The 13627-nt window shown below is 53.8% G+C and carries 11 protein-coding genes; 9 read left to right on the plus strand and 2 right to left on the minus strand.

What is annotated here, in order from left to right; translation table 11 throughout:
* Positions 1–2: 2 nt before the first annotated feature.
* Complete coding sequence (gene pilB / locus IE079_RS12195) at positions 3–1721, minus strand: type IV-A pilus assembly ATPase PilB (protein ID WP_189576797.1); 1719 nt, start codon at positions 1719–1721, stop codon at positions 3–5.
* Positions 1722–2113: 392 nt separating this feature from the next.
* Here pilB and IE079_RS12200 point away from each other — a divergent pair, with 392 nt between their 5' ends.
* The 9 genes from IE079_RS12200 to IE079_RS12240 all read left to right on the plus strand — a co-directional run bounded on the left by IE079_RS12200 (position 2114) and on the right by IE079_RS12240 (position 10305).
* The gene (locus IE079_RS12200) at positions 2114–2575 is read left to right on the plus strand and encodes a pilin (RefSeq protein ID WP_227712496.1); all 462 of its coding nucleotides are present in this window, start codon (positions 2114–2116) and stop codon (positions 2573–2575) included.
* A gap of 111 nt (positions 2576–2686) precedes the next feature.
* On the plus strand, positions 2687–4069 hold the full coding sequence (locus IE079_RS12205) for an alkaline phosphatase family protein (RefSeq protein ID WP_189576802.1): 1383 nt from the start codon (positions 2687–2689) through the stop codon (positions 4067–4069).
* A 58-nt stretch (positions 4070–4127) separates the two neighbouring features.
* The gene (locus IE079_RS12210) at positions 4128–5387 is read left to right on the plus strand and encodes an O-antigen ligase family protein (RefSeq protein ID WP_189576803.1); all 1260 of its coding nucleotides are present in this window, start codon (positions 4128–4130) and stop codon (positions 5385–5387) included.
* A 445-nt stretch (positions 5388–5832) separates the two neighbouring features.
* The gene (locus IE079_RS12215; protein ID WP_189576806.1) at positions 5833–6312 is read left to right on the plus strand and encodes a hypothetical protein; all 480 of its coding nucleotides are present in this window, start codon (positions 5833–5835) and stop codon (positions 6310–6312) included.
* On the plus strand, positions 6309–6887 hold the full coding sequence (locus tag IE079_RS12220) for a hypothetical protein (protein ID WP_189576808.1): 579 nt from the start codon (positions 6309–6311) through the stop codon (positions 6885–6887). The genes IE079_RS12215 and IE079_RS12220 overlap by 4 nt, the downstream gene beginning before the upstream one ends.
* A 237-nt stretch (positions 6888–7124) precedes the next feature.
* Positions 7125–8309, plus strand: a complete 1185-nt coding sequence (locus IE079_RS12225) for a serine hydrolase domain-containing protein (protein WP_227712497.1) — start codon at positions 7125–7127, stop codon at positions 8307–8309.
* Positions 8310–8462: 153 nt separating this feature from the next.
* Positions 8463–8906, plus strand: a complete 444-nt coding sequence (locus IE079_RS12230; protein ID WP_189576812.1) for a pilin — start codon at positions 8463–8465, stop codon at positions 8904–8906.
* A gap of 200 nt (positions 8907–9106) precedes the next feature.
* Positions 9107–9340 (plus strand): type II toxin-antitoxin system Phd/YefM family antitoxin, encoded by a 234-nt coding sequence (locus IE079_RS12235; protein ID WP_189576813.1) that lies wholly within the window; start codon positions 9107–9109, stop codon positions 9338–9340.
* Between the two features lie 239 nt (positions 9341–9579).
* On the plus strand, positions 9580–10305 hold the full coding sequence (locus IE079_RS12240; RefSeq protein ID WP_189576815.1) for a Fic family protein: 726 nt from the start codon (positions 9580–9582) through the stop codon (positions 10303–10305).
* Here IE079_RS12240 and IE079_RS12245 read toward each other — a convergent pair whose 3' ends face one another.
* Entirely contained in the window at positions 10306–13569 is a 3264-nt protein-coding gene (locus IE079_RS12245; protein WP_189576817.1) for a DEAD/DEAH box helicase, read from the minus strand.
* Between the last annotated feature and the right edge of the window lie 58 nt (positions 13570–13627).

The following is a 13627-nucleotide window of genomic DNA, read 5'->3' on the forward strand; positions in this document are numbered from 1 at the left end:
GCTTAATCCTTCGTTACGCGGTTGGCTTCCTCAAGACTGGTCACCCCTTCAATCACCTTGCGAAGGGCGGACTGACGCAGATTGCGGAAACCTTCTTTCTGAGCCTCGCGGGCAATTGCCAGTGAGCTGGCCTCTTCCATGATCATGTTCGCCAGCGACTCGGTCACCTTGACCACTTCATAAATACCCACTCGACCTTTATATCCTCCATTGCATTTATCACAGCCCTTGGGTGTGAACAACGTAAAGCCTGTGTCGATTTGTTCTTCTGTGAACCCTTCCTTCAAAAGCGTTTCTTTTGGCACTTCCAGGGGCTGCTTGCAGCTGCTGCACAGGCGACGGCCCAGACGCTGGGCAATGATCAGGCTGACCGAAGTTGCGATGTTGAAGGAGGGCACCCCCATATTCATCATCCGGGTCAGGGTTTCCGCCGCGCTGTTGGTGTGCAGGGTAGAGAGAACCAGGTGACCGGTCTGGGCGGCCTTGATGGCGATGTTGGCCGTTTCCAGATCGCGGATCTCACCCACCATGATTACGTCCGGGTCCTGTCGCAGGAAGGCGCGCAGGGCCTCAGCAAAGCCCAGCCCGACCCGGTTATTGACGTTCACCTGGTTGATGCCTTCCAGGTTGATTTCCGCCGGGTCTTCCGCTGTGGAGATGTTGATTTCCGCCGTATTCAGGATGTTGAGTCCGGTGTAAAGGGATACGGTCTTGCCCGAGCCTGTTGGGCCGGTGACCAGGATCATGCCCTGGGGCTGTTGTAGGGCCTCCATGTACAGATCTTTCTGGTCCTCCTCATAGCCCAACACGTCGATGCCCATCTGGGCCTGGCTGGGGTCGAGAATCCGCAGTACGATTTTCTCACCCCACAGCGTAGGCAGGGTATTGACCCGGAAATCGATCGCCTTGGTCTTGGACAGCTTCATCTTGATGCGGCCGTCCTGGGGGACGCGGCGCTCGGAGATGTCCATCTGGGCCATGATCTTTATACGGGCGGAAAGCTTTGGCGCGAGCTTGATGGAGGGCTTCGATACCTCCTTGAGTATGCCATCGGTACGATAGCGCACCCGGTAGGTTTTTTCGTAGGGTTCGAAGTGGACGTCCGATGCACCACCGCGAATGGCATCAAGCAGCACTTTATTGACGTATTTGACGATGGGGGCATCATCCACATCTGTGGCGGAGACTGCTCCGTCGTCTTCATCCTGGTCGCCACCCTCTGTCTCGACGCCCTCAAGGTCTGCATCGTCAAGGTTGCCCATGGAGTCGTCCTGAGACTCCAGGTACTTGTCGATCGCCACCCGCAGAGCTGCGTCATCGACCAGAATGGCATCGGTGCTCAGACCAGTGTTGAACTTGATCTCATCCAGGGCCTGTATATTGGTGGGGTCCGAAACCGCAATAAAGAGGCGGTTGCCTCGTTTATAAAGCGGCAGGGCGCTATGCTTGCGGACCAGCTTCTCGTCTACCAACTTTTCCGGCAGCATCTCGGGCAGGAAGCTGTTCAGGTCCAGAACGCTGACCCCAAACTCCATGGCGGCAGCAAACGCCAGTTTGCGGCTGTCGGCCAATTGATTCTGTACAAGATAGGTGATTAAGGGAATGCGGTTGTTCGCTGCCTGAAGGTAGGCATCTTTCGCTACATCCTCTTCCAGCAGTCCGTCTTCAACAAAACGGCGGGCCAAGCCGGTGAGTGTCACATTGCTCTTGTCGCTTGCCATAGGTTCTTGAACTTTTGTCGGTAAGGTGCTCGCGGGCAGGCCAACACCCAGTGATGATCAGGTGACAGAGAGTTTAGATGGCGCAAGTATGATTGGAAAGGCCGGTGGTTGACCATTTGTGTCACTCAAGCATGTGAAGAACATCGCAGTGTGACACTGGGCGTCACTACGGGACGTGGATGGGCAGGGTGAATTGTCTCTCTGGCGGCGTGCCTGGGCTTGAGGGTGGAGGCTTAAGTTATTGTTATAAGGGGAAGAAGAGATGTTTTCGCAAGTTGGCACGACGCCTGCATTTTGTGACTCAGGCTCACACCGGTTCCGGGGCAAGACTCCGCCGGCCCCGGGGCTAAAGAGAAAAAACGCAAAACACAGAGGCAGTTAGTATGAAAAACATGAAGATCAACCATGCTCAAAAGGGCTTTACCCTGATCGAACTTATGATCGTTGTAGCGATCATCGGTATTCTGGCCGCGATCGCAATTCCGCAGTATCAGGATTACATCGCTCGTTCTCAGGTTAGTCGTGTAATGAGCGAAACCGGCTCAATCCGTACCGCTGTGGAAAACTGCATGATGAACGGTATTGCCGAAGCGAACTGCAATTTTGGCTGGACCGACAGCAACCTGCTGGGTGAAACTGATCTCCAGACTGGTGACGGCGGTGCTGGTCTGGCGGCCACTATCGACCTCACCAACAACACGGCATCTTTGGATGCAACATTTGGAGGCAATGCATCTTCAGCTATTAGTGGGGATACCCTGTCCTGGAGTCGTAGCAACGAAGGTGTCTGGAGCTGTACTACCTCGGTTGCGGCCAAGTACCAGCCTGCTGGTTGTTCAGGTTCAGGGTCTTAATCATTAGCTTGAACGATTGAATAAAAAAGCCCCTTTTTAGGGGCTTTTTTATGATCATCGGTTGCAGCACCTCAGTGAATAGAGTCGCTTTTAGCGTAGGTGATAGGCTCAATGCTTACAAAAACTGATAATTCGTGGAGTTGGCTTCAGTTTCTTTGGGCTATTTCAATTGTCCTTATACTTCCAAATGCTGTCATGACGCTGTTTTCATTTATATACGGTCTTGAGCGACCTTATATAAATGCTGACTATGCCGTTGTGACGCTGTTGTTCATTGCAAACCAGAGGGTTTTCGGTGTCGCAGCCTTGTTGGTGGCCATCTTCTTTGATGTCCTTGCTCTTATTGGTCAGATATTTCCGGTTCTCAGGATTTCCGACATTGTTTACATGTCCAGCTTTTTCGGCGTGGCGCCTGTTGGGTACAAGGTTTCCGCTGTTGTTCTATGCTTGGTTGTTTTTTTACTGATCTTTGCATTCCTGTACAAAAACCAACAAAAGGGCAAGCTTGAGTTTCTATGTTGTATAAATTTGGTTGTGATTATCTATGGTTTTAGCGCAATTTTCCTGAATGAGGAAGAATACAAGGTTTGGAGCAATGAGAAGCGATCACTTATCTCTAGTCAGGTGATATTCGGCATCGACAGTAGACGAACGGGGTTTGTTGAGTCGTTGTCGGTGGACGGTAACCTGTTTGGAGACGTCGCCCTTAATGGAGCGACTGGTGCCTGGTTTGGAGATGATTCAGATACTGATGAGAAGATATTGCTTATCGTCAATGAATCCTGGGGGGTTTCGAACCAGACTATTCAGTCTGCCGTGATGTCCCCGCTGCTAGACGCTACTACCGTGCTTTCTGACTGGCAGCAAGGATCGTTGAGTTTCAACGGCATAACCATTGAGGCGGAAATTAGGGAACTCTGTCGATCTGATTTGCTGCACTTTAACTTTGAGGGTCATGAGGAAGAGCTTGCCGGCTGTATCCCCAATCAATTAAGAAAAAGAGGCTATAAGACTCTTGCTTTTCACGGGGCGGCAGGCCTTATGTATGACAGGGCGAGATGGTACCCGCAAATTGGCTTTGAAAAGCAGACCTTTTTTGAGAGTTATTCATGGCCCAGTAGATGTTACTCCTTCCCTGGTGCTTGCGATGTGGAGATGGCCGACCATGTTGCAGACTCTTATTCTGCCGAGGGAAAAGTGTTTGGCTATTGGTTAACCTTGAATACGCATCACTTATATGACTTGAGGGACTTGTCACTTGAAGTGCTTCAATGCGAGAGTATTGATGTCCGAGCAGGTACAGAAACCTGTAGAAACCTGAAGCTGCAACATCAGTTCTTTATAAAGCTGTCCGAGATTGTCACCTTGCCGCACATGAGTGGGGTCCGGGTTGTAGTCGTTTCCGACCATGAGCCGAGAATATCCAATCAGGCCCAGATGGATGAGTATTTTGAAAAAGGAAGGGTGCCTTGGGTGAGCTTTAAGATTAGGTGATAGAAGCCTTGGCTAATATGAAAACGTCCTTTTCATCTCCCATTGGGGAGCATCTATTATGCCGATAACAGTGACCAATGGTCGATGGATTCAGTTTCGTCATAGCGCTGCGCTACTGGTTCTTGTCTTTATTGTTGCTTTTGTTCCTCTACTGACCATCCGTCATAATTCCGTGCAAGCCAACAATTATGTGGCGCTCGCTCAAGTTTTATTTTTTTTGTTTTTGATTCGTGAGACCCTAAGGACGATTGGGAAGGTTGTTTTAAATAGTCGCCATATTATTCTGTCTTGTTTTTTGGGTCTGGCTATTTTAATTATTGTGTTTTCGCTCTTTAAGGTTGGTGGTTATGATAGGGCGATCTATTATATAAGTGGCTTCCTCTTCTTCTTTTCTCTCGTTTACTTTTTCCGAAACTTCAACGAGCTGTATCTGGTGATCGCTTGGCTTAAGATCGTTTCGGTGCTCTTGGTTTCTATGACGTTTTTTATAGGACTTTTTTGGTATCGTGAAGATTTCTACTCGTTTGTGATTTCTGATCCACCAGTATATGGGAATATCAGGCATTTCAATTACGAATTGATGATGGCTTTTGGGGCTCTCTATCTTCTCGTTGTTTCCAAGAATGTTGGCTTCTATATTTTTAGCATATTTTTCCTGATTTTTGCGACCTTTTCAGTATGGACTGGGGGTAGGGCACAATTGCTATCACTGTTAATTTTAATGGTTCTGCTTGTATTTTCAAAGTGTTATCGGGAAGCGGCTGTTGGAATGCTGATGCTAGCCTTGGCTTTTGTTTTGGTTTTTCTGTCTGGCGAAACCATGATCTTGCTCGGGCAATTAGACCGAACGTTTGACTCCGCCGCCATTGATCAAATGTCCTCAGGCAGATTAACATTATGGTATCAGACATGGAGTGTGGGGCTTGAAGCGGGATGGCTTGGTCATGGTGCGGACTCGTTCAGGAGTTTTGACATCGTGTCCAATAGTATTGTTCAACCTCATAACTCTATTCTTCAGTTTTTCTTCGAGTATGGTTTTTTGGGGCTGGTATTGTCCGTTTGCTTCTTTATCTGGACATCGCTTATATGTCTTAGGGTGATATTCTTAAGTTCTGGTGTCAGGTTTTTGAAGTGTCTGGTGTCTTTTTTGCTGTCAATGTATGCCTACGGCTTGCTTACTGGAATATTTTATCACGCGATACCGCTTTCTTATATGATCATTCTTGGTGCGCTATGCTTTTCCGAGTTGAATAAACAATTATTTGATGAAGAGCTAAGTGCCTGTAGGCCAGTTAGGGATCCTGGAAAATCAAGTTAGCTAAATAGGCATTTAGATGCAGTGGATTGATTCGATCCTGGAGTCACTCACTGCGCCGAAAAACTGAGGCAGGTAAGACCTTTATGCTCAGAAAGTCTCTTTTGTTGGACCTGTTTCTGGTAATTGTCTTAATTTCGCTGATTGCCGGCATTTCTCACTTTCTCATTACCAACCCCCTCGGCCTATCGAGGCTGGCCTGAACACGGACATGCACAGCCAAGAGAAAATAGCTTAACCGTATTCCCTTTCACTTCGGAGCGGACGAGCACCAGGTCCGAAGGGGCGAAATCTGCTGGAATTCCCGGTTTCGGTGAAAAAATGGGCAATCCGGCCAGATTGGAACCGAGTCTGGTGCCTGGCAGCGGCCAGTAGAATGTTTGGAGGGTAGGAGGGATCCGCTTCAGGCCGCCGATCGTCGTCGGTCGAGATGGGCTCTGCGGTTGTCGTGATACCGGTCTTCAAACTCGGTGGTTTCGGCGAGCCATTCAGCCGCATTAAGTCCGAGTCGTTTCAGGCGCCGGCTTTTCCTACCTTCAGCAGGGAAAGTGTCGGCGCTCTTGGCAGCTTGTACCTGCGAGGTGCCGTCGTCATTTATGGTAACCAGTTGTTCTTAAGTGCCATGGGTCATACTGCAGCCATGACTTTGCCAGAATACAAGGATTCCATCGAATTTTCGGGATCTGTCAGGTTGCTTCATGCGGGTGAGCATTTGGTCCATAAACGATTGGCTATTGGTACAAACGAGGCATGGCCAGATGATGAATATGTTGCAATTGGTTCTGCAAGTATTTCGTTGCCACCGACAGATGCTCCTGACGCATATACCCTGATTATTGAGGGGTTCTATTCATTCGGGAGCGGTGTGGGTTATAACTCATCTTCGATCGCCCGGGAAACCATCCGGATTATCGGAGTGAAGCAATGAAGCCGGTGCTCGCCTTAATAGTTGTTTTGCTGCTGACAGGCTGTTCCGCATCCTCCGATGAGTCATCCGAGCGTTTGACCGAAGAGGCGGTGACATTAACTGCTCCTTCGTCTGACGATGCTGAACTCCGTCACTCGCTTGGCCTCCTGGACGAGGCGATTGAGCTGGAAGACGAGTATTTACCGGCCCGGAAACAAAAGATTCGTGTTCTTGTGCGGCTGGGAGCGCTGGATGCAGCCGCAGAGGAGGCGAAAGCGGTTGCTGAATTATCTGGCAGTCCTCAGGACTATTTCTTCCAGTGCATGGCCCGGGAAGCCAGCGAACCCGAATACAAAGAACGCCAGGAGTGCTACATCGAGGTCAGCCGACGCTATGAATCCTCTTTTGACGAGCCAGAGACGGACATAAACTATGTGCTGGCTCTGAAACTGGCGGATTCCGACCAATTCGAAAGTGCGGCGGAGCAATTTCTCGACAGTTTGACTGCGGAGGCTTCCCGAGACCTCTTCGAGCCCCTGCTGCGACAAAGTGACCGTGATCAGATTATCAGCGACCTATTTTATTCGAGCTATTGAGTGAGGGAGGCCTCTGTTCAATAACTTCGAGTCAGTCGCGTAATCAAGCCGCTCCTTTCCGGGCTGGCGAATGAATGGTGCGTAATGGTTTCTCTACCTCGCGTCCATTGTGACCTGCTCGTCAGAACTGACGCTGGTTGGCGCAGACGTTGTGGCCCCTTTGAACGGTATCCCTATAGAATAATGAGCTTGTGAAAAGCCGGCCATATCGGAACAAGGAAAGCAGTTGCAGTGTTAATGCTGAAGGCATCCCGTCTCAAGGATCTGCTCGTGGTGATCGTTCTGGTCACCCTGGTGGCCGGAATCTCGCACTTCGCTATCACCAACCCGCTTGGTCCCTCCAGGCTGCTGTATTACGCACAAGCCCAGGTGGTTCAGTGGAACACCCGTTGCAGTCCCGAGGCACCGGACTGGATGGCGAGGGCCCAGCGCTACGCCACCCGCAACATGGCGGCGCCCGCCAGTCAGTTGGCCTATGTTTCGCCGGATGGCCGGTTGCATCATTGCGAGACCGGCTGGAAAGACGGGATTCTGGGAGACCAGCCCTTGCAGCCGGATACCCGTTTCCGGTTTGCCAGCACCACCAAAACGGTCACGGCAGCGGCCATCCTCGACCTGGTCAATGAGGGCGAGTTGTCGCTGGACCAGTCCATTGTCCGGCTGCTGGCGCTCGAAGGCGAGTTGAAGGACCCGAGAGTAGCGGACATAACGGTAGGGCACCTGCTGTCGCATCGTGGTGGCTGGGACCGGGAACGCGCTCAGGATGTAATGTTCATGAGGAATCACAGGCCCTGGTGTCCAAACAACCCGGAAGAACTCCTGGATTCCGGGCTGATGTATGACCCTGGTGAAACCGAGCTCTACTCCAATCTGGGCTATTGCCTGCTGGGCCTGGCAATTGAAAAGGTATCCGGCCAGTCCTACCGCAATTACGTGGCCGACCGTTTTGACTTCCGGAGCAGCACCCTGGCCTTCATTGAGGGCCCATATCGGTCAGATGAGGTCCGGTACGACTTCCGTTTCGAGAATTTTTACACCGAGAACTACTATCAGACCTTCGACTTTGCGGCATTGGCGTCCTCAGCGGGCCTGTCCGGCAGCGCCAGCGATCTCGCCGGACTGGTCAGCCAGGCACTGAACATGGAGCCACTCACCATTCTGGATGGCGACATGAACAATGACTGCAACGCCGCCGAGACCCAGGCCTGTTACGGTTACGGGGTCTATCGTTACCAGCCTGACGAAGAGGCAATGCCTTTGTACATCCATGGTGGAAAGCTGCCGGGCAACCCGTCAGCCATTGTCATAGACCCGAAAGGGGGTGTTCTGGTGTGGCTGGGTGCTGGCGGCCCCAGGCCTGGAAGCAGCGCCACCCAGGAGTTTTATGACTACCTTCGTGTGACGCTTGCCGACTATTACTGACCCTGCTATTGAGCCATTGGCAGATCTTGCAGGCGAACCTCCATCTTTAATTGCGACCTTGTTCCGATTTTCGGGCCGTCACCAAAGGTATGGCCCCGGATTTGCTGCTCTGCAAACAGTCCACTCTGTTAGCGGTTGAGAAGGAAGTAGCAAATGACTCGGAGCAGTAATGGTTTCACCCTGATCGAAGTGATGATCGTGGTTGCGATTCTTGGCATTCTGGCTGCCATGGCGATTCCCCTTTATCAGGGTTACGTCGCCAAAAGCCAAGTGAGCCGGGCAGTAGGCGAACTGGGCCAGTACCGCACAAGCATTGAGGGCGCCGTCGGCTCCAACAAACCGGTCACCAATGAAGCCATTGGTTATATCCTCTCAAACATAACCACTGGCGACCTGGCCACTGACATCGCCACCGTTAACCCTGACGGTTCTGGGCAACTGCAGGTGACGCTTGGCGGCAATGCCCATCCAAATGTGACAGGTGTACTGATCACGTTTGAGCGCTCTGACCAGGGGCGCTGGCAGTGCGTGATCGATAATTCCGCCAATCCCGCTGGCTGGAGTGATATGTATCTTCCTTCCGGGTGCAGGTTGTAAGATGCTAGTGGTGTGCCTGGTTCGTCTCTGTTCCGGGCGCAGACCCAAATAATTCATGAGGCCATCGCAGGCATTCGAGCGAAAAGAGATGGTGTCAACCTTTCGGTACGGGCGCGTAACCGGCGCAAAAAGTGCGCCGTGCATCACAACCAGCATCTGCTATAGAGTTGTTACACAAAGAAATGAAACACGGAGAGCTGATGGAAGCCACGACCAGAGATCTGCGCTTGCACACCAAAGAAATGCTGTCCGCCACCCGTCGCGGGGAGGATGTAATCATTACCTACCGGGGTAAACCTACTGCGCGCCTGGTGCCGATTGAAGGAGAGCGTTCGAAGGGGAGAAATCCTGGCTTCGGCATGTGGGCCGATTCCCAGGAAACTGATGTTGATACGAAGGTACGGAATCTCAGGCAGGGAAGAAGGTGTGATTAATGCTAATCGGCACGGATGTATTGATCTGGGCATTTCGTGGCGACGAAAAAGCGTCTATCGCCCGAAGTCGTTGCAAAGTTCCGTGCTACCGGCAATGGGCGACAAGCCTGATTGGATAAGGCATTGCAGGAGTATCGAGAGGCTGGGTTAATCGGGATATAGCTGACCGCCGGCTTCCGGACATGCTTCATCGCTGTGTTAAGATTATAGATCCTGTCAATTGGTTATCAGAACTCATCATGCACCAGCCTCCAGACAAGCACTGGGATATGCCCCCAAATCAATCCAAGGCCCTGATGCTCGCCCAGCGAGAAGTCTCGGTATTTGTCTATGATGCGGTACGTCTTGAGGGCCTGAATTTTACCCTGCCTGAGATCCAGACATTGCTGCAGGGGGTGACGGTAGGGGGCCACAAGCTGAGTGACCAGCAAATCGCTCTCAATCAGGGTGATGCCTGGAAGGGTTTGTTCAGGATGATCCGCGAGGGAGAGTTTGAGGTCTCGCAAGACTGCGCGTGTCAGCTTCATGCCATTGCGGCCAGGGAGGAAGCGCTGGAGTGGGGCGCGTTCCGGACAGGTGGGGTATTGATTGCTGGAACGGATTACGAGCCACCCGATGCAGGCACATTGGTAACCAGGTTCAATGAAATGGTCGAGCGAATGGCCTCGCTGGACGATATCTACGACCAGGCCATCCACGTCTTTCTGACCATGGCTCGGTGCCAGTTCTTCTATGACGTCAACAAGCGCATGGGGCGCTTCATGATGAACGGCCATCTCCTGAAACACGGTTATCCCGCGATAAACGTCCCAGCCTCACGTCAGCTAGAATTCAACGAGAAAATGCTCCGGTTCTATGAAAGCGGTGTTCAGCAGGAGATGAACGACTTCATGCGAAGTTGCCTCGATCCTCGAGCTGTCAAAATTATGAAAGAGTCAAAAATGGGGTCAGACCCCAATTTATGATTAGCCTCGCCCCAAAGGCTGAAACAACACCTGCACGTCCTCTGCGGTAAGCGCGGCTGAGAAGTTCTCGGCTTTGCCGTAGAGACCGTCGGCCAGTTGGGCCTTGCGTTGTTGCAGGGCCTGGATGCGTTCTTCCACCGTGCCTTCACAGATAAGCCGGTAGACGAACACCGGCTTATCCTGGCCGATGCGCCAGGCCCGGTCGGTAGCCTGCTGCTCCACGGCGGGGTTCCACCAGGGGTCGTAATGAATCACGCAGTCGGCGGCGGTGAGGTTCAGCCCGGCGCCCCCGGCTTTCAGGCTGATCAGGAACAGCGGCACCTTGCCTGCCTGGAAATCCTTCACCGGCTTCTCCCGGTTCCGGGTCTTGCCGGTGAGCTTGACGTAGTCCAGCCTCATCGATGCGAGGGCTTTTTCCAGAATCGCCAGCATGCTGGTGAACTGCGAGAAAATAATAATCCGCCGGCCTTCCTCCAGCAGCTCCGTGATCATCCCCAGCAGGTAATTCAGCTTGGCGGACGCCAGAGGCTGATCGCTGCTTTTCAGCAAGTCGGGATGACAACAAATCTGCCGCAGTTTGAGCAGGGCTTCCAGAATCTCGATCTGGCTGCGGGCCACGCCTTTCTCGTTCATCAGCTGGCGGATTTTGGCGTTCATGCTGGCACGGACGGTCTCGTACAGGTCTTTCTGTACGCTGTTGAGTTCCACCAGCTTGACCATCTCGGTTTTCTCCGGCAGTTCCGGCGTCACCTGATCCTTGGTGCGTCTCAGCAGGAACGGACGGATGCGTCGGCCCAGGTGGTAGTGCTGATCCTGGTCGCCGTTACGCTCGATGGGGTTGCGGTAGAACTCCCGGAACTCCGCCCCGGTACCCAGGTAACCCGGCAGCACCAGATCAAACAGCGACCAGAGTTCCCCCAGGTGGTTTTCCATGGGGGTGCCGGTGAGGGCGATCCGGTTGGTGGTCGTTAGCCGACGGGCCGCTTTCGACACGGCCGCCTTGGGGTTCTTCAGGTTCTGGGCCTCGTCAAAGAAGACCATGCTGTAGGCCAGTGCTTCATGGTGGCTGGCGTCCCGGTGGAGCAAGGGGTAGGAGGTGATGACCAGGTCCGCCTCGCCCCTGTTATCAAAAAGCTGCCGGCGCTTCGGGCCATGGATGACCAAAAGCCGAAGGTCCGGCGTGAAGCGCGCGGCTTCTGCTTTCCAGTTGGGAATGACGCTGGTGGGGCAGACCACCAGAGCGGGCTGCTGAAGCCGTCCCGCCTGCTTTTCCACCAGAATACAGGCCAGGGTCTGCAGGGTCTTGCCCAGCCCCATGTCATCCGCAAGCACGCCGCCAAGTTCCGACTGCCGCAGAAAATGCAGCCAGTTGAGGCCATCCTGCTGATAGTGTCTCAGTGTTGCATTCAGCCCTTCCGGTGGGGCGACGGTCTCCAGGCCAGTGAAATCCGCCAGCTGCTGGCCGAGCTTCCGCAGCTGGTCGCCGCTTTCCCATTGTGCCGCCGACGTGCCGGCCAGCATTGCCGCATCCAGCCTGGGCAGGCTCAACGGGCCGTCATCCATGGTGGCACTGAAGCCCCGGTGGAACAGGTGAACCAGGGTTTCCAGCATGGGGCGAACCCGGTCTGAAGGCACCCGGATAAGCGACTCACCATCGTGGAGCCACAGGCTCTCCGGCAGTTCCAGGTGCCCGTCTTCGTCCAGGGAAAGCCCGATATCCAGATGCTGCAGGCCTTTCTCCAACAGGGGGATCAGATCAATGCGCTCGCCATCTTGCTCGATGCCCAGCTCCACATCGAACCAGCCGGGCTCTTCCGATGTGTCCGTGCGCCCGTACCAGTCGGAGGCCTCCACCACGGGCACGTCCATGGAATCATCCATCTCGATGCGCCAGCCCGCTCCCGCCAGTCGGGGTAGTTCCCAGGCCAGGAAATCCAGCCACAGGGAGGGTGTGGGCAGGGTCTGGTCATGATCCATTCCCCCGGGGAGCGATCTAGCCCAGGTTTCATCCAGTTCGAAAAGGAAAAGGAAGTCAACCAGTTCTCCCGAGCATTGACGCTCTAACGGAATGTCGCGGAAGATCAGCAGGGACTGGTCATCATCAATGCGCTGCACCGGATTGTCCCCGGAGGACTCGTACTCCTCCAGCAGAACTCCCCGGTAATCAAAGCGCAGTCTTGCAACTTTCAGCGGGGACGATTGTGGTCCCGGGATCTGAAACAGCTGCAGCACAGGAACCGGCGTGTCGTGCACTTCTTCGGGAACCCGTATACTTTCCGGTAGCGATGTGCCGGACGCCTCCATTAAGGGGCGCAGCTCCGTGGAGTGTTCCTCCAGCAAGGCCGGGGGGATCGGCGGCGCGTCTAATAGCAGTAACCAGGTATCCGTATCCACCGGCAGATTGAGTGGGCCGGCTTTGTGGTTTTCGGCGTCGAGGTACCAGGGCGGATCGGTGGGCAGTATCATCAGATCGCCCATGGAAGAGGGTGTCAGCATGAAGTTGCCCGCCTCGTCCTGCTGCCACTGGAGCTCCACACTTAGCGGTTCGCCACGGGAAAACGGACAGCTGTCGGGCTTTTCCCAGACCAGCCGCCCGGTCTCCAGTGCCGACGCCAGAAAGCGCGCGCCGGCCATGCCGGAGACAACGGGCGAGGAACGGTGAGAGCCCGGCAGCCGCTGAATCCAGAGCAGCGGTTCGATGTCCGGCTTCTGAATGTACTTGGGCGGCTGCTGTTCCAGGTCATGGCGTTGCCAGGGGCTAACTTCCTGGCTCTTCCCCAGCCTGCCGCTCTTGAGAACCCGTATCCGGCGGCAGGAAACATAAACATTGCCGGATACGCTATCCGCATTCAGCACAAATACCAGCCCGATGTCACGTGACGCAGCTTCCTTCAGTTCCCGGAATTCCCGAAGCCATTGCTGGAAGTGGATGCCAAGCTGCTCGTCCCGGGATAGCGTTGGTTTGACCCGCGGGTCAGCCCTTTCGTTGGCTGTCAGCAGAACTGCCACCGCATGCTTGCAGAACACGCCCACCGGGCAGCTGCAGACCGCGTTCAGGGCCCAGGGCGTCATGGTATCCACCGTGACAACCGTGCGATATGACTGCCGACCACTCCCGGACACGGCGGCGTGAATATGATGAAGACTTGTTCCCGACCGGGTATCCGACAGCTCCGACACCCGGCCCTGCAGATAGTACCGATGCCCACGCTGATAGGTTGCGGACCCAAAAACGTCCTCAAGAACACCGGGCTGAAGATACATCTCAGAGGTCTCCCACTCTCTGGAAAGCCGCGACTTTACCAGATGACGTCCCCACCCG

The organism is Marinobacter zhanjiangensis, assembly GCF_014651935.1.
Taxonomy (GTDB): Bacteria; Pseudomonadota; Gammaproteobacteria; order Pseudomonadales; family Oleiphilaceae; genus Marinobacter; species Marinobacter zhanjiangensis.

Excerpts from the sequence above, each read along its gene's own strand:
- IE079_RS12210 (WP_189576803.1), top strand. The coding sequence starts at position 4,128 with ATGCCGATAACAGTGACCAATGGTCGATGGATTCAGTTTCGTCATAGC.
- IE079_RS12240 (WP_189576815.1), top strand. The coding sequence starts at position 9,580 with ATGCACCAGCCTCCAGACAAGCACTGGGATATGCCCCCAAATCAATCC.
- IE079_RS12245 (WP_189576817.1), bottom strand. The coding sequence starts at position 13,569 with ATGTATCTTCAGCCCGGTGTTCTTGAGGACGTTTTTGGGTCCGCAACC.
- IE079_RS12200 (WP_227712496.1), top strand. The coding sequence starts at position 2,114 with ATGAAGATCAACCATGCTCAAAAGGGCTTTACCCTGATCGAACTTATG.
- IE079_RS12235 (WP_189576813.1), top strand. The coding sequence starts at position 9,107 with ATGGAAGCCACGACCAGAGATCTGCGCTTGCACACCAAAGAAATGCTG.
- IE079_RS12205 (WP_189576802.1), top strand. The coding sequence starts at position 2,687 with ATGCTTACAAAAACTGATAATTCGTGGAGTTGGCTTCAGTTTCTTTGG.
- IE079_RS12225 (WP_227712497.1), top strand. The coding sequence starts at position 7,125 with ATGCTGAAGGCATCCCGTCTCAAGGATCTGCTCGTGGTGATCGTTCTG.
- IE079_RS12230 (WP_189576812.1), top strand. The coding sequence starts at position 8,463 with ATGACTCGGAGCAGTAATGGTTTCACCCTGATCGAAGTGATGATCGTG.
- pilB (WP_189576797.1), bottom strand. The coding sequence starts at position 1,721 with ATGGCAAGCGACAAGAGCAATGTGACACTCACCGGCTTGGCCCGCCGT.
- IE079_RS12220 (WP_189576808.1), top strand. The coding sequence starts at position 6,309 with ATGAAGCCGGTGCTCGCCTTAATAGTTGTTTTGCTGCTGACAGGCTGT.